Genomic DNA, 22,698 nt, shown 5'->3' on the forward strand with positions numbered 1-22,698 from the left:
GATTATTTACAAGGTAAAAACGGTCTTTTTCAAAAATTTACCCAATTAAAACAGATGGTCAGGAAGTAATCTCTCTTCGTCAAATGATTTTTCTCAGTTGGTTTTCAACCTCCAATTTTGGACAAACAAAAACAAAAAACTATGAAAACCAACAAAATCAAATGGATGTTAGTGGCCTTAATTTTGGTCATCTTCCAAATGTCAACTGTTTCTGCCAACCAAGAATTGATTTCAACCACAGTTGTCGGAAAAGGAAAGCCTATAATTTTGATCCACGGTATGGCCTGTGCACCTGAAGTTTGGGATGAGTTTGTCGAAAAATACAAAACCAAAAATGAACTCCACTTGGTCAGGATCAAAGGATTTGGAAATGGAGAAAAAGGCGAAGCGAATCATTATCTGGAAGAAGTAAAAAATGAATTGATTGCATATGTAAAGGAAAACAAACTGAATAAACCAACCCTCATTGGACACAGCATGGGTGGCTTTTTGGGACTTTGGGCTGCAGCTGAGGCACCGGATGTTTTTGGCAAAATCGTGTCAGTGGACGGTGTACCTTATTTTCCGGTTTTGGTAATGCCCGGAATCACCGCAGAGACAGCCAAAGCAGTATCTTCCCAAATGACCACGGCCATGTCAAAAATGTCTCCCGAGGCGGCAAAGGCAAATCAGGAAATGATGATCGCATCCATGATTGCCACTGAAGAAAAGCGTCCAAAAGTGGTGGAAATGGGAATAAAAAGCAATCCTGCCGTCATTGGGCAAGCTTATGGTGAAATGTACACCACGGACATCAGGCCATTAATGGATAAAATCAAAGTACCTGTCTTGGTTTTTGGTTCTTGGGCTGCTTATGAAACTTATGGTTCCACAAAAGAATCTGTTGAAAAAAATATGGATGACCAATTGAAAACCATTCCTGAATACAAGCTATTGATAGCCGAAAGCGCTTACCACTTTGTATTTTATGACGAACCGGAGTGGTTTTATTCTGAATTGGATACCTTTTTGAATTGAGTTCAATACCATAATTTGTAAACAAGCATTTGAAGCCCACTCAAAAAAGTTAACCAAAATTTAAAAGCAATGGAACAAAAGAGTTTATCAGAGTTAAAATTTGAAATTCAGTTACAGACAAAAAAGGGAATTGATTTCATTATATCAGCGGGTACATTATGGCTTGCAATTTCTTTGGTTTGGACTTTGGATTATTCCTCATACAACAAAAGTATATTGACTTTCATGGTAGGTGCTTTTTTGCTTCCACTTGCTTTAGGATTTTCCAAAATCATGGGAACAAATTGGAAGGTAACCAATAACCAACTTCAATCACTTGGACTTTGGTTAAACTTTGCCCAATTAATTTATTTTCCATTTTTGATTTTCATTTTGATTAAATATCCTGACTACTTCATCATGACCTATGCAATCATAACAGGTGCTCATTTATTTCCATACGCATGGTTTTATGATGAAATGGGATATGCAGTTTGTGCTATCACAATTTCCTTTGGGGTATTGTTGATGACATTCAATATGGATCAAGAACAGGTATGGACAATACCTCTTTTTACTTCAGCGATGTTTTTTTTACTGGGAGGTTGGATTGGAATGAGGATTATGAAAATTAAACTTAACACTTAGGAAAGTCTTTTTGAAAGTGCACCCCATAGGTCCTTAAAAAAGGGTCCCTTTCCAATCGGTCATTTTGAGGATTAAAGCCATATATATTGAAAAAGGAAACCAAATTAAATCCGAGGAACAACATCCCTCTTATTTGATCACTCAAAGATTTATATTACCTATTAATATTTTTAATTTAACAAACGCGGTTTTAGTTCGTTGATAATCTTGACAATGGCCCGGAATACCTTTCTGCTCATACGGAGAGTAAGGCTTTTCTTGAAGTTTAGTTGATACCTACTGTCATTGCTTATAAAAATAAAGGGGCTCTGTGCCCCTTTATTGTTTTTTGAAAACCAAACAAGTACGGTTTGGAAGATAAATCTGGAGTTGCTGCTTCTTATCCGTAGAATAAATAGGATTTCCATCTATTCTTGAAAATCCACCAAATTTTTTGTCGTCGGAGTTCAGGATGATTTTGTACTTTCCTTTCTCAGGAACCTTGAATTCAAAGCCAAAATAGGATTCGGAAACATGGAAGCAAAACGCAAAAATCAACCCAGCCCTTTCAAAAACGAGGATTTTTTTGTCAGGATCAAGATGTAATTGGTTTGCAGGAGGAGAAGCTAGTACCTGATGATCAGTGACCAATTTGATCATGGCTTTATCCCAATCAAACAAATCGCGGTAGCGGAGGTGATCTGTATCCACCAAGGACCATTGCCTTCGGGCATATTGATAGCTCCAATCATTGCCTTTTCTGGGAAAATCTATCCATTCGGGATGACCAAATTCATTGCCAATAAAGTTAAGATAAGCTTCCCCACCAAGTGAAATGGTAATCATCCGGATCATTTTGTGCAATGCTACTCCCCTGTCCACGACAAGACTTGACTGAAGCTTTGACATGCTGGAATACATCTCTTTGTCCATCAGCCAAAAAGCAATGGATTTGTCACCAACCAATGCCTGATCGTGGGATTCTGCGTAGGCAATTGTTTTTTCAGTTGCTGGTCTATTGGTCAACTCGTGCCACATGTTGAAAAGATCCCAATGCTCATCAGGTTGATGTTTCAGTGTTTTGATCCAAAAATCTGGAATTCCCATTGCCAACCGGTAGTCAAACCCAATTCCGCCATCCTCGATTTTCCGGCAGAGACCCGGCATACCGGTAACCTCTTCAGCTATGGAAATGGCATTTTGGGAAAATGCATGGATCAACTGATTGGCCAATTGCAGGTAAATCACCGCATCCACATCCACACCTGCGTCGAAGTATTTTTCCAAATTATCAAATGAAATGTTTCCATGGTGAAGGTAGATAATGGAGGTTGCCCCATCCCATCTAAAGCCATCAAAGTGAAATTCCTCAAGCCAATAGCGCACATTGGATAGTAAGAAATGCTTGACTTCCAATTTGCCATAATCAAACAGTTTGGAGTCCCAACCTTCATGGTATCCCCTCGGACCGGGATGAAAGTATTGGTGGTCCGAACCATCAAACTCGTTCAAACCTTCAAACACATTTTTGACAGCATGTGAGTGAACAAGGTCCATCACAACAGAAATTCCCATTTCATGGGCTTTGTTGATTAAAAACTTCAATTCTTCCGGAGTTCCGAACCTTGAAGTCGGACAGAAGTAATTGGAAACGTGATAACCAAATGATCCATAATAGGGATGCTCCATGATTGCCATCAACTGGATAGTATTATATCCTGCAGATTTGATTCTGGGAAGTATGTTTTCAGCGAATTCCATGTAGGTACCCACTCCCAGTTTTTCTTGAGCCATCCCAACATGGCATTCATAGATTAGGGGTTGCTTGAGATTTTCCGTAGGGTCAAAACCCAGGTCAGTCCATAAAAATTGCTCCTCCGGGAACCAAAGTTGCCCCGTAAAATCATGCGTGGCTTCATCCTGAATCACTCTCCGGATATAAGCAGGTATCCTGTCCAAGGCTCCATTTTCACCTTCGATGTGTACCTTGACCTTACTTTGATGGACAAATGAATTCTTATATTCATCATAAGGTAAAAATATTTCCCAATCACCTCTGGGCCCTTTTTTCAATGGATGGCTATACCGATTCCAATGATTGAAATCACCCATCAAAAATAGATTATTTGCTTTTGGGGCCCATTCACGATATACCCACCCTTTCCTAAAGTAGTCAAAATGGATACCATAGTGTTCATGAGCCCTCGCAAACTCCAATAGGTTACCATAATCATGGTTAATAAATCTAATTGTGGCTTGGTATCTTTCATACCTCTCTTGGATATCATCTGCATGGGCTTCAAGCCATGGTGAATCTTGAATTATCTGTAAAATCTTAGGGTTGCTCACGAAAAACCAATTTGTATTTTTCTAATTTAAATAATAATCATCAGGCAAACCAAATCTACAACTATTTTAAAGTTAAAAATGGACGACTCCAAGATGATTGTATCAGCATTTTTAAAATACTTTTTGAATTAAACTAGACTGACTTTTTGCGAATGGTCCGTTAGCATCATTACACTTTTACTTCAAAATAAAGAAGCGATGAAAACCCTAAATTGAATTTCTTTAAATTACTTAACCCATAAAAATAGTGTTATCAATTTAAAAAAATCAAAACTTTCAATTCAGGTTTCTTATTGAACCTTTTTTGATTTTAACTTATAAAAATAAAAACCATAGTTGCAGCCAAAGAATATCCCATCAAAAAAGAAAAGAATATAGGAGCGCTCAAAGAAAACTTACTGTATTCAGGAAAGTTTTTGTGGTTGTAAATGTGACTGATTTTTCTGAGATACTTTTCTGGATAGATAGATAAAAAAAACAAGCCATAGATGACGGTCAATAAGGCTAAGGTGAAGAAAGTCTCCATAAACTGTATTTTGAATACACAAATATAGCATTCAAATCAATCAGATGAACAAATTATTAAAATAACTTTATGAAAATGTTAAGGGATTATTTTATAAAGTCTTTTTTTAAAGAAGAATCTCTGATAACCAGTTTGGTTTTAAGTTCTATTGTTTCCTCATTTTCACAATCTTGGTTTTGGATCAATTCTATAAGCAACTTCATTGCTTTGATACCCATATCATATCCATGTTGGTCTACAGAACTCAATCCAGGGCTGACAACTTCCGCCAGTTTCCAATTACTAAAGCCCATTACTCCAATTTGATACGGGATCTCATACTTTGCCTCTTTAAGGTATCTGATGACACCCAAAGCCACCAAATCGGTAATACAAAAAAACGAATCGGGGGGATTTGCTGATTCCATCATTTCTTTTGCAAAATCATACCCCTCATTCTCACTGATTGCTGAACAGGATTTGACCCAATTTTCAGTAATCTCAACATGGTGGTCTTTCAATGCTTTGAGATATCCTTCATATCTTTCATTGGCATTTTTTACATTTTTTCTCCCCCGGATGTGTGCAATTTTCTTATATCCTTGCTTTATCAAATGATTGACTGCATTATAAGCTCCTTCAAAATCATCTACTGTAACTTTTGGGGTATTAAGATGATCCGTGATTTTATCAAATTGAACCACCGGTTTTCCCTCAGAAAGAAAATCTTGTAAATGCTCCCCTTCCAAAGTTTCATTGGATATTGAAATCAAGAGACCGTCGACGCTCGATGATAACATTGTCCGACACGCTACTTTTTCGTCCTTCAACAAATCATTGGATTGACTTACCAAAACATTATATCCATACTTTTTTGCCTCATCTATGGCTCCACTGATTACTGTAGAAAAAAAATGGTGAACCAATTCCGGTACTATCAATCCGATATTAAAAGTCCTGCTTTTTCTAAAATTAACCGCTAAAAAGTTGGGGACATAGTGGTGCGCCTCCGCATATTCCTTCACAGCCTTTATTGTTTCTTTGGCTATATCAGGATGTTCTTTCAACGCCCGTGAAGCTGTAGAAACAGATATTCCAAGTTCCTTTGCAATATCCTTTAAGGTTAATTTCTTTTTTTCTATCATCGGTTAATTTGGGTATATACTAATATAATCCCTTTAGATTATATTCACTATGCCATACCTGAATTTTTGTTTTTTGTTTTGAATTGAAATAAAATAGAAAAGACTATTCTTTATAAATTCATCTTGACATACAGAAAAAATGGGTATAAAATGTTGAAAAACAATATTTTATACCCATTATATTAAATTGATGAATTTTGTTTTACTAATTTTCTATCAACATTTCCACTCTTCTGTTTTTTGTTCTTCCTTCCTCAGTGTTGTTATCTGCAATCGGTCGAGTTCCGCCCCATCCGGATGTTCTGATTCTTTCAAATTCAATTCCATTGATCGTGAGGTAGGCTCTGATTTTTGAAGCCCTTTTCATTGACAAGTCTTTGTTCAGGGACGGATCACCCGCATTGTCGGTATGTCCCTCCAATCTGATTTTGATTTCAGGATTTTCTTTTAAAAAAAAGACAAAGTCATCTAAAACCTGGATGGATTTTGCATCTGCAAAATCTGACGTCCCTCTATTGAACTGAATATTTTCTAAGATTATCGCAGTTCCTGCAACTGCAGGTTTGAGCAAAATTTCTTTTCCTTCTGATTCAATCCAGCTGTTTTTATCCAATAGTTGTGGAATAAATCCTTTGGAACTGATAGAAAGATTGACCCATTGTGGATCCTCCAATTCATTCCAAAGTTGATTCTGGTTTGGTATTTCTCTTTTTATACCCCTTTCGTTACTTATTTCGATCTTATAGCCTATTGGACTTTGGGTTTGAGCATCCAGGATTTTTACTTCATTCCAATTACGGTTTGAAGTGGAAATTGGAGTTTCAATAATGGTTTCTTCAGGAATGGTTTCTACAATTTTTGAAACCGAATCAACCCTTACCTCAGGAATTACCTGAAGGACAGTGACTTTTTCAATTTTTAAAGTATCCTTTATTTCCGATGCGATGCTATTTTCTATTTTTGGTAGATCCTCATTTTCCAAAGGTTGGGGTATTTCGGTGATTGCGGTTTCTACCTGAACAATCAATGGTTGTATGGTTTGGAATTTGACAATAAAAAAGTCTCCGAAACCCTCACTGTTTTGGGTACTTGTAAAAATCGCATTGTTCTCTCCAGGAAATTTCACATAGCCCATTTCCGAGCCTTGAGTATTGGTAAACCCAATTGGTGTAGGGACAGTCCAACTATCCCATGATGAGCCTGACCTTTGGGAATAATAAATATCTTTTCCCCTCCTGTTTTCCTGGAAGTTTGATGAAAAATAAAGCGTTTGAAGGTCATCAGAAAGGTACGGGCTATGTTCCTGAGCAAAAGTGTTTACCTGTGAACCTACATTTAGCGGAGAGGACCAAACCCCTTCGGATTGCTTGAAACTCACATAAATATCTTCATTTCCAAAGCTCCCAAAAGAATTCATTGACATGATGAGAACATTTCCATCCAAAGAAAGTCGGCCACTGAAATGTGTCCCATTGTTCTTAAAATTACCCATTTCCAGGGGACGAAGGTAATTCCAAGAGCTGCCAAATCTTGAATAAAGGTGTATTCCCTGCTTTTTTCCATTTTGACCACTATGATAGACCATAGCTGTAAGTGCATCCGAAAAACCCACCAATACATCTAAACCATTTGTTGACAAGTCTGAAACTTTTTGGGGAATTTGCCATTCACCCTTATTGTCCGGCTTACTATACCAAATATCTCCAAAATCAATAGGTCCACCGTTATTTTGAGGATTAAAACCTACAGTAAAAAAGAGTTCACCATTGGAAGAGAAAACCGGATTTTGCTCATCATATGGGGAATTCAATGATTTGATCGGGATGATTTCCTGTCCGGTTACTGCCGAAAAAAGGAAAAAAGCAAGCAGGAAAAATCCGCTTGCTTTTAAATAACTACTTAAATTTTCTGAATTCATTTTATTGGTCAAGGACAATGGCGAAAATCAGGGGAGCAACAATCGTCGCATCTGATTCAATGATATATTTTGGTGTATCAAGTCCAAGTTTGCCCCAGGTTATCTTTTCATTTGGCACTGCACCGGAATAAGATCCGTAAGAAGTCGTAGAATCTGAAATCTGACAGAAATATCCCCAAAGTGGTACATTATCTCTTTGTAAATCCTGGTGAAGCATCGGAACGACACATATTGGAAAATCACCAGCAATTCCCCCGCCAATTTGAAAAAATCCTACGGTACTTTCATCTTTTGCATTTTGGGTGTACCATTCTGCAAGAAACATCATGTATTCAATACCGGTCCTTACCGTATGCACATTCTTCACATCGCCTGAGATTACATGACCTGCAAACATATTGGCGAGCGTTGAATCCTCCCATCCAGGTACGATGATAGGAAGGTTCTTTTTAGCGGCTTCCAAGAGCCATGAATTTTTAGGATCTATTTGATAACTTGACTCTAGCTTACCTGATAGAAGGATTTTGTAGAAAAATTCATGTGGAAAATAACTTTCTCCTGCCTGATCTGCTTTGACCCACTCTTCCAAAATCACATTTTCAATCCTTCTCATGGCCTCCATCTCAGGAATGCAGGTGTCGGTTACCCTATTCATGTGTCGGTTTAATAAATCTTGTTCTTGTTCAGGGGATAATTCTCTGTAATTTGGAATTCTCTCATAATAATCATGGGCAACAAGGTTGAAAACATCTTCTTCCAAATTGGCTCCTGTACAGGAAATAATCTGGATTTTATCTTGACGGATCATTTCGGCAAGTGATATTCCCAATTCGGCAGTGGACATGGCTCCTGCTAAGGTCACCATCATCTTGCCGTTGTTATCCAAGTGGGTTTTGTAACCTTCAGCAGCATCAATTAGAGCAGCTGCATTGAAGTGTCTGAAATTATGTTTTAAAAATTCTGTGATTTTCATAATTGGTTGTTGAATTTTTCGGTGCAAAAGTACCAATTTAATAGACATAAAAAAAGCCCGACAAGATATGCCGGGCTTTTCACTATCCACTGAGTAATTACTTGGTGGCTGCCGGAGTCTTTGATGCTTCGTACTTTTTGTTGATACCTTCTACCACAATATCAGTAATGTCCAATGCTTTATTTGAATACCAAATAGCTCCACCACGGGTATAGGACAATATCATTTCCAAGTTGTTGGCTTCCGCATATTCGGTTAAATATACCTGAATCTGATCGTAAACGTCACTGTATAATTTTGCTTCATCTCCTGACAACTCCTGCATGATATTGTCTCTGTAAGTCATCAGGTTTTGTTCTTTCTTGACCAATTCGTCCTGCTTGGCTCTCGCTTGGTTTGGAGTCATAGCTTGAGCCGTTTGTTGGAAGTTTGCAACTTCCTGTTCAAATCCTTTTGCTCTTGATCCCAATTCACTTTCGAAATTTTTTCCTTTTTGGGTGATTTCACCTGATTTTTCTTTGAAATAGGTGTATCTCGCGATCACACTGTCTGTCAGTACATAGGCCACCTTTAGGTCTGCAACACTTACTGACTCACTTGTTTCGGTCGATGCCGTTCCTTCTGTGCTTTTACCGGCTTGGTCACACGAGGAAAAAGTCAAAGCTGAAATACCTGCCAAGACTATTAATTTTGCTGTTCTTTTCACGATTGTCTTTTTTCTAATTGGCGCAAATATAAACAAAGTATCTTTTTTGCAAATTTTATTTAAAGTGACAATTGTTAATTTCCGTTAAAGTCATTTTTCTTTTGGTCCAAAATAGATTTGTAAACTATTCCCTGACCAAAAACTGATAATCCTGCAAAAAACAACAACAATCCCAATGTTCCGAGCAAAAACCAATTCATGAATCCTTTTTCAAATGCTTTGGCCATTGCAGCTTCACCCAAAACACTCAATCCAGCTCCCATGAATAAAATTCCGCTTACTGAATAGATAAGCCATTTTCTTTTTAATTTTTTCATCTTCTTAGAAATATAGATCTTGTGCAAGTCTGTAGGTATTGGCGTGTGCTTCGATAATGAGATTCAATTTTTCAGAATATCCACCTCCCATACAACACATTATTGGTATGCTATGACGCCTGGCAAGTTCCAACACTGTTTTATCTCTTTCCTTACAGCCTGCTATTGTCAATGCCAATCTTCCCAATTTATCTGATGCCAAGACATCCACCCCGCATTGGTACATGATGAAGTCAGGCTGAAATGTTTCTATCAACCGAGGTAAGGTCTCTTTTAAAATTTTCAGATACTGTCCATCATTGGTTTTGTCAGGCAAAGGAATGTCAAGGTCAGATTTTTCTTTGTGCATGGGATAGTTTGAAGCACCATGCATGCTAAAGGTGAATACCGAGGGGAGTTTTTCGAAAATACTTGCAGTGCCGTTTCCTTGGTGCACATCCAAATCCACAACAAGGATTTTTTTCCTTAATCCATTTTCCAGAAGAAAATTTGAAGCAATGGCAATATCGTTTAACAAGCAAAATCCCTCCCCTCTATCTGCAAATGCATGGTGTGTACCTCCGGCAATGTTCATTGCTATTCCATATTCAAGCGCAAATAAGGAAGCCTGTACTGAGCCATGCATAATATGGATTTCTCTATCAATCAATTCATGGCTTAGGGGAAACCCCGTTTTCCTGATTTCAGACTTATTGAGATTGAGGCTAGTTAACTTTCCAAAGTAGGAAGGGATATGTGTGTTTACTATCCATTTTTCTTCCAATTTTTGCTGAGAAAAAAAATTGCTTGACTTTACCGTACCCTCATATAAGAGTTGCTCGGGCAGGATATTATATTTTTCCATAGGGAAGCGGTGACCCTCGGGAAGCGGATGGCAGTATATAGGAGACCAGGCAATTTTAAGCATAACATAAAAAAACGCTTGTTGTGTAACAAGCGCTTTGAGAAATGGTTTGGAAAAGCATCACAATTCAATCATCCACATCCTCTTCTTCGGATTGGAAAGCATAAAGTGTATCATCCAAAACCAAAGTATCATCATTAAATTCTTTGATAAATTTCGTAATCACCTTTTCATTTATATCATCCACATTTAAAGCAGCGTCCAAACCAATTCCATAGTCGTGATTCATATCTACATCGACAAATTCCTGGACTTTTACAGATTCATCTTCTTCAATATCCATAATGATTTCAGTCATAAACCACCCTATCTCTTCCTCCTCGCTACTTAACGGTTTGAGGTTTCCATTTTCATCCTCTTCATAATGGATTCCTTTAAAATTAGAAAATTTCTTCGCCGCCTCATGTTCGGCAAGTTCATAAACCTCGGAAGCATGGTGAAGTCTTAATGTATATAAGGCCGCATCGTAAATTACTTCTTTACCTTCGTGCATGCCAATGAAGTAAAAATTTACAAATTCCTCGGAATTATCCTCTCCGGGAACAATCTTGAAGCTTTTCTTTGAGGCTTCAAGTTCTTTTTTCAAAGCTTCAATCGTTTCAGGTGCAAAACCTTCATTTTTATATTTCATAGGATAAAAGTTGGTAGAATTGGAGACAACATACAATGCTTTCTGTTAACTTAAAAGCATTTTGAGCAAAGAATAAACACTTTTTTAATTTAATTAATTAAAATACAAGTATTTACATTAAAAAAAAATGTTGTTACCAAAAAAAAACGAAGAATTTTTAAAAACCCTTCTGAAATCAAAAGAAGGCATTTCTATGGATTTTAAGCAATCCATCACTTCAGCACAAAAAATAGCAAAAACTCTTGTTGCATTTTCAAATTCGGAAGGAGGTACTCTTGTGATAGGGGTATCCGATAAAAGGCTAATAATTGGAATAGATCCCGAGGAGGAAATTTTTATGGTTGAAAAAGCGGCAAGAGAATTTTGTGATCCACCTATTCATTCGCTTCAATATGAAATCTTGGAAAACATTGAAATAGACCAAAATAAAATTGAAATCGAAAAAATGGTTTTGCTTGTTCATGTCAAAAAATCAAGTCAGTTACATTTTTTCAAAAACCAAAACGGTGAGAAAGTGATTTACCTAAGAAATGGAGATCAAACCCTCCCTCAATCATGATTTTTAATTCCCTCTTTTTCCCCCAACATTTACACCCAATAGGGAATTGACAATACTGAGTATCAAGCTAAACAACAAAGCCCACCAAAATCCATCAACGGAAAAACCCGGTATAATCTCAGCTGCCAATAAAATCAGAATTGCGTTAATTCCGAGCAGGAAAAGTCCAAGTGTCAAAATCGTGATTGGAATAGTCAAAAAAATCAAAATTGGCTTAATAGTCAGGTTCAATAACGTCAGTAACGCTGCAACGACAAAAGCTGTAAAAAAACCATCTACCTCTACTCCGGGAAGTATGTATTGGACAATCAAAACTGAAACAGCCCCCAAAATCAGCTGAATAATAATGTATGAAGCATCATTGGATTTGCTCATCGGAATGGAATTTAAAATTTTTTAAATTTAAGAATTGGATTTTATGGTTCAAATTTTTTACCTGTGCCATTTCATTCTGGGTTTATAATGGTTTCCTATACGCCATATAAATGATATAATAAGAATAGTTGATTCAATTGAGTATTTTTATTTTTCATTCCAATATGTTAGCCACAAACTCAAAGCAAAAAAACAAATGAGCATTGGTATCGGTTTATTATCATTACGAAATGAAAATATTTTAAATAAAATTTCCGTTCCTACAACTTTGATTTAAAATTTTGATTTATGGGTATATCTTTACATCCAGTTATTAATTCTTAATCCCGAAACAGTGATATTGATTGTTTTCTTTCTCTTGCATTGGTATTTCTCTTTGTTCTGCCAAAGTTTCTTCCTCCATAGGTATGCTGCCCATCAGATGTTTTCTATGAACAAATACTGGGAAAAGTTTTTCTATTTCTTTACCTGGGTTTGTCAGGGAAGTTCCTATCTGTCGCCGAGAGCTTATGCGATTCTGCACAGAATGCATCACGCGTACAGTGACACTCCAAAAGATCCACATAGTCCCCATCATACAGAGAATTTATTTACAATGATGTGGAAAACAAAGAATATCTATAATGATTACTTCAGCTTCAAACTGAAACCTGAAGAGAGATTTTCAAAGGATGTACCTGATTGGAATAAATTTGATTTGTTTGCAGACACAATGGCTGTAAGGCTAGCTTGGGGTGTATTCTACGTTTTGGTTTATGTTTTGAGCATATCTGTATTTGAATTGGCAGGTACCCATTGGTGGATGTACTTTTTATTGCCAATACACTTTATGATGGGACCTGTTCACGGAGCAATTGTAAACTGGAGTGGCCACAAGTATGGGTATTCTAACTTTGACAACAACGACAAATCTAAAAACAGTTTATTGCTTGATATTTTGATGCTTGGAGAATTGTTTCAAAACAATCACCATAAATTACCTAACCGACCCAATTTCGCAGTTAAATGGTATGAATTTGACCCCACCTATCCTATTGTGAAGTTACTTCATGCATCAGGAATCATTAAGCTACGAACAATTTAATTGGAATATTTATATTTCATCTCAAAAAACCTCCAAATGGAGGTTTTTTTATTTTGTATCTGTATATTCTATATTGAAATATAGATATTTGTTTTTTATAATTTTTAAATGATTTTTTTTAACTTATCTATCACTTGAACCATAACCGAAAACCTACCTAAAAAAAAATATTAAATCTTGAAAAAAGATTTAATTCCTTTCCTTGGAATTAAGAAACTAAATGGATAAGTTGGAAACGAATTTAAACTTAAACACATTATGAGAGAACTAACCCGCGCAGAAGAACAGATCATGCAGATTCTGTGGGATATCGAGAGAGGATTCGTCAAAGATATCTTGGAAAAAATGTCCGAACCAAAACCAGCTTACAATACGGTATCCACTATCGTAAGGATTTTGGAAAGAAAAGGATTTGTCAATCACAAAGCTTACGGAAAATCCCATGAGTATTTTCCCATAGTTTCGAAAGACGAATACAGAAGCTTTTCAATTAAAAACCTACTTGCAGGTTATTTCAGCGGATCCTTTGCCAAACTGATTTCCTTCCACTCAAAGGATAAAAACCTTGATACAAAAGATCTGGAAAAAATCATGGAAGAAGTAAAAGGTGATCTTAAAAAATAATCCTTGAAATTGTCTTATTTACGAAATAGTCGCTCTTCTTAAGAAGAGCGACTATTTTTTTACCAAATTGAACAGCCTAAAAAGATTTTTTATATAAAAAAAGTTATCATTCTTTCGACGTGTTCATTAATTTCAAACCAAAAGAAAATGAAACTATGGGATTTCTACCAATGAGATAGAGTCTTCAAGTGATTTTTGGTGTAAAAGAAGAATTCAGAAATAGAAAACAGAGAGAATAAGACAAGTAATATTAAAGAGATTCCCTCAGAACCCCAGTTTCACCACCAACCTGATCCCAATCCTCAACCTGAATTTCGATAATTGAAAGCATTCCTGGAAGCATATTAATGGAATCTACTCCTGTAATAAAGGAAACCAAGGAGCTCAATGCGGGATTATGGCCCACCAAAAGTAAATTTTCTACATTTTTATCTGTTTTGTTAATCAGATGCATAAGGTCTATGGTTTCTGCTTCATAGATTTCATCTTCGACCGATATTTTTTTATAATTAATATGTTTTGTTATTATTTCTACAGTCTCAGATGTTCTCGCAGAAGGACTTACCAAAATCAGATCAAAAGCCACACCTCTACTTTTTAGGATATTTGACAGCTGATTAATCTTGATTTTCCCTTTTTCCGAAAGTGGTCTGCGAAGGTCCCCGAGATGGCCGATTCCTGGTTCGGCATCTCCATGCCTAAGGATGAATAAAAGTTTTTGTGGTGCCATTTAATTGATTTTTAGTATCCGTAAAAATGGCTAAAAACGCACCAATTAAAAAGATGATGCTCCTCTTTATTTGGATAGGAATATATTGCAGTCTATTTTTAGGATTTTAATTGGATAGCTAAAGAAGCGAACCAATCTTTAAAAGCAACATACTTATGTCAAAAAATTTAGTAATAGTAGAGTCACCTGCCAAAGCGAAAACCATCGAAGGTTATCTCGGTAAGGATTTTAAGGTTGCCTCCAGTTATGGTCATGTCCGTGATTTGCCTAAAGGAGATCATGCCATTGATGTTAAAAACAAGTTTAAACCGACCTACGAAGTTACTCCTGACAAAAAAGATGTTATCAAACAGCTAAAAAGTTTGGTGAAAGATGCTGAGACCATTTACCTTGCAAGTGATGATGACCGCGAAGGGGAAGCTATTTCATGGCATCTAAAGGAAGTATTGAATCTAAAGGATGAGCAAACAAAACGAATAGTTTTTAGGGAAATTACCAAAAATGCGATCCTCAAAGCTATAGAAAACCCTAGGAAAATTGATATAGACCTTGTCAATGCGCAACAAGCCCGCAGAATCCTTGATAGATTGGTGGGGTTTGAACTATCCCCTATTCTTTGGAAAAAAATAAAAGCCGGACTTTCTGCAGGCAGGGTTCAATCTGTTGCTGTCAGGCTGATTGTGGAGAGAGAAAGGGAAATTGAAAAATTCAAATCGAAATCCTCTTATAAAATCACTGCAATATTTGACATAAAAGGCAAAAGGCTTTCTGCAGAACTCCCCAAAAAATTTGATACTCAGGCTGAAGCAGAGGAGTTTTTAAAGAAATGCCTTTCTGCAGATTTTTCGATTGAAAACCTTGAGAAAAAACCTGCAAAAAAATCTCCCGCACCACCTTTTACAACTTCGACTCTTCAACAGGAAGCAAGTAGGAAATTGAGTTTTTCAGTTGCTCAGACCATGTCTGTGGCTCAAAAGCTCTATGAAGCAGGAAAGATTACTTATATGCGAACAGATAGTGTGAACCTTTCTGAGGACGCTATCACAGCGGCTAAAAATGAAATCAATGCATCTTACGGTCCTGAATTTCATCAGCCGCGAAAGTTTACCACAAAATCTGAAAGTGCTCAGGAAGCTCATGAAGCTATCAGGCCCACTGATTTTTCTAAAAGTGAGGTCAACGGAGACAGAAACGAACAGCGTCTGTATGAATTGATTTGGAAGCGTGCCATAGCTTCCCAAATGGCAGATGCCCAACTTGAAAGAACAATTGTAACTATCGGAATTTCTTCGACCAATGAGAAATTGATAGCTTCCGGCGAGGTGATCAAATTTGAGGGATTCCTGAAAGTGTATCTTGAAGATACTGACGACGAACCTGAGGATGAAGAAAATGGCAATAAAGGTTTGATCCCTCCTGTAAATATCGGTCAAAATCTGGATTTGGAGGAAATGAAGGGTAGAGAAACTTTCTCCAGACCCGCCCCAAGGTATACGGAAGCTTCTCTGGTGAAAAAATTAGAAGAAATGGGAATAGGAAGGCCTTCTACTTATGCTCCTACAATTTCTACGATCCAAAAGAGAGATTATGTAGCTAAGGAATCCCGTGAAGGAACCGATAGAAACTACGTTGAAATGAAAGTTGTCCAAGGTCAATTTTCAAAAGAAACCAAAAAAGAAATAACGGGGGCGGATAAGAACAAGCTTTTCCCAACCAACATTGCCATGGTGGTCAATGATTTCCTTGTTGAGCATTTTCCCAATGTCATCGACTTTTCATTTACAGCCAAAGTTGAAAAAGAATTCGATGATATAGCCCATGGAGGACAGAATTGGGAGGATATGATCGAGGGTTTTTACAGTAAATTTCACCTCCGGGTTGAAGAAACTGCCAATGTTGCCCGTGCTGATATTAACAGTGCGCGTGAATTGGGCAAAGACCCCAAATCGGGAAAATCTGTATTTGCAAGACTTGGAAGATTTGGACCATTGGTCCAGATAGGTGACCAAGAAGATGAACAGAAGCAGTTTGCAAGTATGAAGAAGGGGCAGTTTATCGAGAATATTACCCTGGAGGAGGCTTTGGAACTTTTCAAATTGCCGAGAGAAGTGGGATATTTTGAAGATAAAAAGATCATTGCCGCTGTAGGTAAATTTGGCCCTTATCTCAGGCATGATGAAAAGTTTGTATCACTTGGAAAAGAACAAGACCCGATGACCATTACGGAGGATGAGGCCATCAAACTCATTGAGGACAAACGCGAAGCTGATGATAAAAAGCATATCAAAACTTTTGATGAAAATACAGAAATTCAAGTCCTGAACGGAAGATGGGGACCTTATATCAAGTTTGGAAAAAACAACTTCAAAATCCCTAAAGGAAAAGAAGCTGAAAGTCTTACTTACACTGAAACATTAGAAATAATTGAAAATCAACCTGACACAAAAAAGAAAGGTAAGTTTGCAAAAAAGAAAGCATAACTCAAAAGGGACTTAAAGTCCCTTTTTTTTATCCTTATAAAATTCTTTCTATTTTCTTTTTGTCATTTTTTTCTTGAGATTGAGTGCATTATCACCCTTTCACCTCAATCTGATTTTTGAAATGAAAAAATTAGTGGTTCTTACCGGAGCAGGAATATCTGCGGAAAGCGGTATCAGTACTTTCCGTGACAGCGGCGGGCTTTGGGAAGGCCATGATGTGATGGAAGTTGCTTCTCCTGAAGGATGGAAAAAAAACCCTTCTCTTGTTCTTGATTTTTATAACAAAAGAAGAAAACAGGCACTTACTGTGCATCCCAATAAAGCCCATTATGAACTTGCGCGCTTAGAGCAGTATTTTGATGTGACCATTATAACCCAAAATGTTGACAATCTCCATGAGCGGGCAGGCTCGTCCAAGATTATCCATCTCCATGGTGAACTTTTCAAATCTCAAAGTACCATAGATCCAAGGTTGGTTTACGAAATGAATGAATGGGAAATTAATTTGGGAGATGTGTGTGAAAAAGGAAGTCAATTAAGGCCTTTTATTGTATGGTTTGGAGAAAGCGTTCCGATGATGGAGGTTGCCATCAATGCAACTTTGGATACTGATATCTTTGCTGTAATAGGTACATCTTTGGCAGTTTATCCAGCTGCGAGTTTGATAGAATATAGCCCTGCCAATTCCTCAAAGTATATCATTGATGTTAAAATCCCTCAAATATCATCTTTTGGGAACCTTCGGAAAATAGAAGCTCCGGCGTCAATTGGAACAAAAATCATGTCTGAAGAAATCGTTTTAAATTATGTTTAAAAAAGTAGCTGTCATAGGTGCCGGACCATCAGGTATCACGGCTTTGAAAAATTTATTGGACCAAGGCATCCCTGCTGTTGGATTTGATAGAAATTCAGAGGTAGGAGGAAATTGGGTTTATTCTGAAAATGAAAGCCATTCAAGTGTCTTTGAAACCACACATATCATCAGTTCCAAAACCCTTTCCCAATATTCGGATTTTACTTTTGATGATTTTGACCCAACGGTTTCTGATTATCCTTCTCACGATGAATTGAGAGGGTACTTTCAGGCATACGCCAATCATTTTGGGTTGATCAAACACATCAGGTTCAATACCATGGTTATCCACTGCGAATGGCTAGGCCAAGAAAAATGGGAAATCACTACCGAAACTGATGGAATAAAAAAAGCAGAAGAATTTTCAGATTTGGTAGTCTGCAATGGCCATCATTGGAATCCAAGGTGGCCAAATTACCCGGGGGAATTTACAGGGGAATTTTTGCATTCGCATTCATTCAAAAAAGCTGAGCCTTTCAAAGACAAAAGGGTTCTTGTCATAGGTGGTGGCAATTCCGCATGCGATGTCGCTGTCGAAACTAGTAGGGTCAGTAAAATGACCGCCATTTCTTGGAGGCGTGGTTATAGAATCATACCAAAGTTCTTTTTTGGGCAGCCTTCTGATAAGATCGGCGAAAGAAGTGCTTGGATACCTTTAAAAATCAGAAGTTTCTTCTTTGATATTTTACTCAAAATAATGGTAGGTGATAACCACCTTTACGGTTTGCGAAAAGTGGAAAACAAATTCGGGGAAACCCACCCTACTATTAATGATGAACTGCTTTATAAAATCCGACATGGGAAAGTGAAACCTCGTCCTGATATAAAAAGACTGGAAGGGAAAAAAGTGATTTTTGAAGATGGGACAGAGGAAGAGTATGATACCATTATTGCCTGCACAGGTTATTACCTTTCCCACCCTTTCTTTGACAAAAAACTGATTGACTACAGTTCAGGTCCGGTTCCGCTTTACCTGAAGATGTTTCACCCCGAATTTCGAAATCTTTACTTTGTGGGTATGTTCCAACCTTTAGGCTGTATCTGGCCGGGAGCGGAATTACAGGCAAAGATCATGGCGAGAGAAATAGCCGGTAAATGGGTCAGACCTTCCAATATCAAAGATCTCTGTGAAAAAGAAGTCTCACAGCCCCATTATAAACAGATTGATACACCTAGGCATACCATTACTGTGGATTTTCATGTATTTAAAAAGCAGCTGTTGAAATATCTGCCAAAGGATTATGTTTCAAAAGAAAAAATTGAAACAGGCCAACAACCAATAGCAGTTCCATCTAATTCATAAGGCCTCTTTTCAAATTGTATATTCCACACCGCAAAACCCATATTTCAAAAATCCAACTGAAATGAAAATCTCCTTCCCCCACCCTTTGATTATCATGCTAGTCTTTATAGGATTTGCTGCATTGCTGACCTATTTCGTCCCTGCAGGTTCCTATGACAGGATATTGGATGAAGCTACTGGTAGGGAAATTGTCGTTCAGGGTAGTTACCGGCATATTGAAAATAATCCTGTGAGTATTGGGAAAATTTTTTTGAGTGTACCCGAGGGATTTATTGAAGGAGCAGATGTAGTAATATTGATTCTAATCATAGGTGGCGCTTTTTATGTGGTTGAAAAAACCGGGGCATTCAGTAGTGGCTTGGAGGTTTTGATTTTCAGATTTAGCAAAGCAAAATCTTATCTCATCATAATCTTAGGAATCCTATTTGCTACCATGGGGAATTTGAGCGGATTTCAAGAGGAAGTAATTGCTATGGTACCCCTACTTATGGTGTTGGCTAACAAAATAGGTTACTCAAAAACGGCCGTGATTGCCTTCAGTTTGGGTTCAGCGGTAATTGGGGGTTCATTTGGCCCAACCAACCCTTTTGGGGTAATCATTGCGCAAAAAGTCGCGCAAGTACCGGTTTTTTCAGGTGGTTTGTTTCGTATGGTTTTTCTCATTTTGGCGCTTTCTTTTTGGATCGGTTATTTTATAAAAAACGGGAAAGACAAATCTCTTTCAGAAACTATCTCTGTCAAGGTTCCAAAAAAACTATCTAACATCCATGTATTGATTTTGATTCTTGTTGGCCTGACTTTTGGAATCATGGTATTCGGTTTGACCAATTGGGGATGGAATTACAATGAAATGTCAGCTATTTTCTTTGTTTTGGGAATGACTGTGGGTTTGATAGGAAATCTTGGAATTAATGGAACTGCAAGGGCTTATTCTGAAGGTTTTGGAGAAATGATATTTGCAGGTGTAATCGTTGGTATGGCTAGGAGTATTTATTTGGTTTTACAGGATGGACAGATTATAGATACCATAATACTTGGTTTATTCAGTCCTTTAGAAGGATTGCCGCTCAGTTTATCAGGTATTTTTATGTTGGCAGGACAATGCATCTTGCATATTCCTGTACCGAGTACTTCAGGCCAGGCTGTTCTGACTATGCCTTTGTTGGCTCCTATTGCTGATTTGATCGGTATGTCTAGACAAGTCGTTGTGTTAGCCTATCAATACGGAGCCGGATTGATGGATTTGGTGACACCGACAAACGGCGCATTGATGGCGATATTGGCCGCATCGGGCATTTCTTACAAAGAATGGATGAGGGTGGCGTGGAAACCGATTCTAATTTTGTTGCTCATTGGGTCCTCCAGTATCCTGTTTGCAATTGTTGTTTTCTGATATCAGATTTATTTTTAGCACAAATTAATTAACCTTTATCAGATCTGTTTTTATTTGATTTTTCTTCTCAAAAAGCACCTTTAAATTATTAAATTTAAATAGTCACTATAAAATTTTTACTAAATCCTATCTAAATGAAAAAGGTAACAATCATCTCCATAGATGGAGGTGGCATCAGAGGGATAATTCCCGGGACTATCCTTGCACTAATTGAAAAAAAACTTCAAGATCAATTATCAGGTCCGGACGCCAGGCTCGTAGATTATATTGATTTTGTAGCAGGTACGAGTACAGGAGGAATATTGGGTTGCGGTATGCTTGTTCCTGATCCAAATAATCCAAGTAAGCCAAAATATACTATGGCCGAAGTGGTTGAACTATATTTGCAAAACGGTCAGGAAATTTTCAGTAATCCGATATCTCAAAAAGTCAGGACTCTTTATGGTTTAAAGGATGAGAAATTTTCAAATTCAAATTTGAAAAAAGCCCTTCGTGAATATTTTGGGGATACACTTTTGAGCCAACTGATCAGGCCTTGTTTATTTACATCCTATGATATTGAAAATAGAAAGGCGAAGTTTTTCAAACATGGGAAAGCACGTGAAAATGAAGCGGATGATTTTTATGTAAGGGATTTGAGTTTAGCTACTTCCGCTGCCCCCACCTACTTTGAAACAGCACTGATCCAATCTAAATCTGCGGAATCCTTTCCGTTAATTGATGGAGGTGTTTTCGCCAATAATCCTGCGATGTGTGCTTATGCGGAGGTCAGAAAATGTATATTTGGCGACATTGCCAATCCTACTTCAAAAGATATGCTCATGCTCTCGATCGGTACCGGATCAGTCAAAAAACCCATTCCATACAAAAAGGCAAAAAACTTTGGAATGGTAGAATGGATCAAGCCTTTGATAGATGTGATGATGTCAGGCAATTCAGAAACTGTTTCCCATCAATTGGAATGGCTTTTTGATGCCGGGAACAATAATGAAGGCTATATCCGGTTGGAACCTGAAATAGGAAATGCCAATTCCGATTTAGCTGATGCGACACCAAAAAATATGGCTGCATTAAAAAGAGCAGGTGAACAATTCGTGAAAAAAAATGAAGCCAAAATAGATGAATTGGTAAAGACACTGATTGAAAATAAATCCTAAAACTTATAAATAATATAAAATGAATATCAACGACCATCAACCTCTTCCAATGTACCGTGCTGATGAATCTAGATATGATTCCATGGAGTATAGAAGGTGCGGTAAAAGTGGGGTCATGTTACCTATGATTTCCCTTGGATTATGGCATAACTTCGGACATAATGCTGATTTCAAAAATGCAAGAAATATTCTTCGTCAGGCATTTGACTTTGGAATCACCCACTTTGATCTTGCCAATAATTACGGTCCTCCTTATGGATCTGCTGAAGAGACTTTTGGAAGGATCATGGAAAAGGATTTCAGACCCTACAGGGATGAATTGATCATATCTACCAAAGCAGGATGGGACATGTGGCCGGGACCATATGGAAACCATGGATCTAGAAAGTATTTAATCGCTTCCCTTGATCAAAGTCTGAAAAGGATGGGACTGGATTATGTTGACGTTTTTTATCACCATAGACCCGATCCGGGAACGCCACTTGAGGAAACAATGGGCGCTTTGGACCAAATTGTAAGACAGGGAAAAGCTTTGTATGCAGGTATTTCACAATACAATGCAGAAGACACTGCAAAAGCTTACAAGATTTTGAAAGAAATGGGAACTCCACTATTTATCCATCAACCTAGGTATAGTATGTTTGACAGATGGGTTGAAGGAGGCTTATTGGATGTTTTGGGAGAAAAAGGAATTGGATCAATCGCTTTCTCACCTTTGGAGCAAGGTATTTTGACTGACAAATACTTAAAAGGAATACCTGAAGACAGCAGGATTGCCAAAGACGGTAGGTACCTTAAAAAAGATCAGGTTACTGATGATGTGATCAACAAAGTCCGTGGGCTTAATGATATCGCTTTAAATAGAGGTCAAAGTCTGGCACAAATGGCAATAGCATGGCTGCTCAAAGATCCAAGGATTACAACTGTCCTAGTCGGAGTAAGCAAACCGGAGCAATTGGCAGAAAATGTCGAAGCAGTTAAAAACCTTCATTTCTCTTCCGAAGAACTGGAAAAAATAGAATTGATTCTAAAGAATTAAATAAAAAAACCACCGGATAGAACTGATTTA

At 37.5% G+C, this 22,698-nt stretch carries 22 protein-coding genes; 11 read left to right on the forward strand and 11 right to left on the reverse strand.

What is annotated here, in order from left to right; translation table 11 throughout:
• The first annotated feature begins 141 nt into the window (after nucleotides 1–141).
• Both NU887_RS12155 and NU887_RS12160 read left to right on the forward strand, forming a co-directional pair.
• Nucleotides 142–1,017, forward strand: coding sequence for an alpha/beta fold hydrolase (locus NU887_RS12155; RefSeq protein ID WP_258423652.1), 876 nt, complete (start codon nucleotides 142–144; stop codon nucleotides 1,015–1,017).
• Nucleotides 1,018–1,086: 69 nt separating this feature from the next.
• Entirely contained in the window at nucleotides 1,087–1,644 is a 558-nt protein-coding gene (locus NU887_RS12160) for a DUF7010 family protein (protein ID WP_258423653.1), read from the forward strand.
• Nucleotides 1,645–1,962: 318 nt separating this feature from the next.
• On the opposite strand, the gene NU887_RS12165 is transcribed toward NU887_RS12160, so the two are convergent.
• The 9 genes from NU887_RS12165 to NU887_RS12205 all read right to left on the reverse strand — a co-directional run bounded on the left by NU887_RS12165 (nucleotide 1,963) and on the right by NU887_RS12205 (nucleotide 11,071).
• The gene (locus tag NU887_RS12165; protein ID WP_258423654.1) at nucleotides 1,963–3,972 is read right to left on the reverse strand and encodes an alpha amylase C-terminal domain-containing protein; all 2,010 of its coding nucleotides are present in this window, start codon (nucleotides 3,970–3,972) and stop codon (nucleotides 1,963–1,965) included.
• Between the two features lie 310 nt (nucleotides 3,973–4,282).
• Nucleotides 4,283–4,498: a hypothetical protein gene (locus tag NU887_RS12170; RefSeq protein ID WP_258423655.1), complete on the reverse strand. Its 216-nt coding sequence runs from the start codon at nucleotides 4,496–4,498 to the stop codon at nucleotides 4,283–4,285.
• A gap of 86 nt (nucleotides 4,499–4,584) precedes the next feature.
• Nucleotides 4,585–5,622, reverse strand: coding sequence for a LacI family DNA-binding transcriptional regulator (locus tag NU887_RS12175; RefSeq protein ID WP_258423656.1), 1,038 nt, complete (start codon nucleotides 5,620–5,622; stop codon nucleotides 4,585–4,587).
• 205 nt (nucleotides 5,623–5,827) lie between these two features.
• Nucleotides 5,828–7,540, reverse strand: a complete 1,713-nt coding sequence (locus tag NU887_RS12180) for an OmpA family protein (RefSeq protein ID WP_258423657.1) — start codon at nucleotides 7,538–7,540, stop codon at nucleotides 5,828–5,830.
• 1 nt (nucleotide 7,541) lies between these two features.
• A complete protein-coding gene (locus NU887_RS12185) occupies nucleotides 7,542–8,513 on the reverse strand; it encodes a deoxyhypusine synthase family protein (protein ID WP_258423658.1) in 972 nt (323 codons plus the stop codon).
• A 97-nt stretch (nucleotides 8,514–8,610) separates the two neighbouring features.
• A complete protein-coding gene (locus NU887_RS12190) occupies nucleotides 8,611–9,219 on the reverse strand; it encodes an OmpH/Skp family outer membrane protein (protein WP_258423659.1) in 609 nt (202 codons plus the stop codon).
• A 74-nt stretch (nucleotides 9,220–9,293) separates the two neighbouring features.
• Nucleotides 9,294–9,536, reverse strand: a complete 243-nt coding sequence (locus tag NU887_RS12195) for a hypothetical protein (RefSeq protein WP_258423660.1) — start codon at nucleotides 9,534–9,536, stop codon at nucleotides 9,294–9,296.
• Nucleotides 9,537–9,540: 4 nt separating this feature from the next.
• Entirely contained in the window at nucleotides 9,541–10,443 is a 903-nt protein-coding gene (locus NU887_RS12200) for a histone deacetylase family protein (RefSeq protein ID WP_258423661.1), read from the reverse strand.
• Between the two features lie 64 nt (nucleotides 10,444–10,507).
• Entirely contained in the window at nucleotides 10,508–11,071 is a 564-nt protein-coding gene (locus NU887_RS12205; RefSeq protein WP_258423662.1) for a hypothetical protein, read from the reverse strand.
• A 127-nt stretch (nucleotides 11,072–11,198) separates the two neighbouring features.
• Here NU887_RS12205 and NU887_RS12210 point away from each other — a divergent pair, with 127 nt between their 5' ends.
• Complete coding sequence (locus tag NU887_RS12210) at nucleotides 11,199–11,630, forward strand: AlbA family DNA-binding domain-containing protein (RefSeq protein ID WP_258423663.1); 432 nt, start codon at nucleotides 11,199–11,201, stop codon at nucleotides 11,628–11,630.
• Nucleotides 11,631–11,633: 3 nt separating this feature from the next.
• On the opposite strand, the gene NU887_RS12215 is transcribed toward NU887_RS12210, so the two are convergent.
• Nucleotides 11,634–12,005: a phage holin family protein gene (locus tag NU887_RS12215; protein WP_258423664.1), complete on the reverse strand. Its 372-nt coding sequence runs from the start codon at nucleotides 12,003–12,005 to the stop codon at nucleotides 11,634–11,636.
• A 334-nt stretch (nucleotides 12,006–12,339) separates the two neighbouring features.
• Here NU887_RS12215 and NU887_RS12220 point away from each other — a divergent pair, with 334 nt between their 5' ends.
• Together NU887_RS12220 and NU887_RS12225 are read left to right on the forward strand one after the other, a co-directional pair.
• A complete protein-coding gene (locus tag NU887_RS12220; protein ID WP_258423665.1) occupies nucleotides 12,340–13,089 on the forward strand; it encodes an acyl-CoA desaturase in 750 nt (249 codons plus the stop codon).
• Nucleotides 13,090–13,347: 258 nt separating this feature from the next.
• Nucleotides 13,348–13,713: a BlaI/MecI/CopY family transcriptional regulator gene (locus tag NU887_RS12225; RefSeq protein WP_258423666.1), complete on the forward strand. Its 366-nt coding sequence runs from the start codon at nucleotides 13,348–13,350 to the stop codon at nucleotides 13,711–13,713.
• Between the two features lie 250 nt (nucleotides 13,714–13,963).
• Here the strand turns inward: NU887_RS12225 and sixA are convergent, their stop codons facing one another.
• Nucleotides 13,964–14,443 carry a phosphohistidine phosphatase SixA gene (gene sixA / locus NU887_RS12230; RefSeq protein WP_258423667.1) on the reverse strand — a complete coding sequence of 160 codons (480 nt, stop codon included), beginning with the start codon at nucleotides 14,441–14,443 and terminating at the stop codon, nucleotides 13,964–13,966.
• A 155-nt stretch (nucleotides 14,444–14,598) separates the two neighbouring features.
• Between sixA and topA the strand changes: the two genes are divergently transcribed.
• The 6 genes from topA to mgrA all read left to right on the forward strand — a co-directional run bounded on the left by topA (nucleotide 14,599) and on the right by mgrA (nucleotide 22,668).
• Nucleotides 14,599–16,923, forward strand: a complete 2,325-nt coding sequence (topA, locus tag NU887_RS12235) for a type I DNA topoisomerase (protein ID WP_258423668.1) — start codon at nucleotides 14,599–14,601, stop codon at nucleotides 16,921–16,923.
• Between the two features lie 121 nt (nucleotides 16,924–17,044).
• The gene (locus NU887_RS12240; protein ID WP_258423669.1) at nucleotides 17,045–17,737 is read left to right on the forward strand and encodes an SIR2 family NAD-dependent protein deacylase; all 693 of its coding nucleotides are present in this window, start codon (nucleotides 17,045–17,047) and stop codon (nucleotides 17,735–17,737) included.
• Nucleotides 17,730–19,079, forward strand: a complete 1,350-nt coding sequence (locus NU887_RS12245; protein WP_258423670.1) for a flavin-containing monooxygenase — start codon at nucleotides 17,730–17,732, stop codon at nucleotides 19,077–19,079. The genes NU887_RS12240 and NU887_RS12245 overlap by 8 nt, the downstream gene beginning before the upstream one ends.
• Before the next feature lie 61 nt (nucleotides 19,080–19,140).
• Nucleotides 19,141–20,472, forward strand: a complete 1,332-nt coding sequence (locus tag NU887_RS12250) for a YfcC family protein (RefSeq protein WP_258423671.1) — start codon at nucleotides 19,141–19,143, stop codon at nucleotides 20,470–20,472.
• 134 nt (nucleotides 20,473–20,606) lie between these two features.
• On the forward strand, nucleotides 20,607–21,629 hold the full coding sequence (locus NU887_RS12255) for a patatin-like phospholipase family protein (protein ID WP_258423672.1): 1,023 nt from the start codon (nucleotides 20,607–20,609) through the stop codon (nucleotides 21,627–21,629).
• A gap of 19 nt (nucleotides 21,630–21,648) precedes the next feature.
• Entirely contained in the window at nucleotides 21,649–22,668 is a 1,020-nt protein-coding gene (gene mgrA, locus NU887_RS12260; protein ID WP_258423673.1) for an L-glyceraldehyde 3-phosphate reductase, read from the forward strand.
• Nucleotides 22,669–22,698 lie beyond the last annotated feature (30 nt).

The organism is Aquiflexum gelatinilyticum (assembly GCF_024741135.1).
GTDB lineage: Bacteria > Bacteroidota > Bacteroidia > Cytophagales > Cyclobacteriaceae > Cognataquiflexum > Cognataquiflexum gelatinilyticum.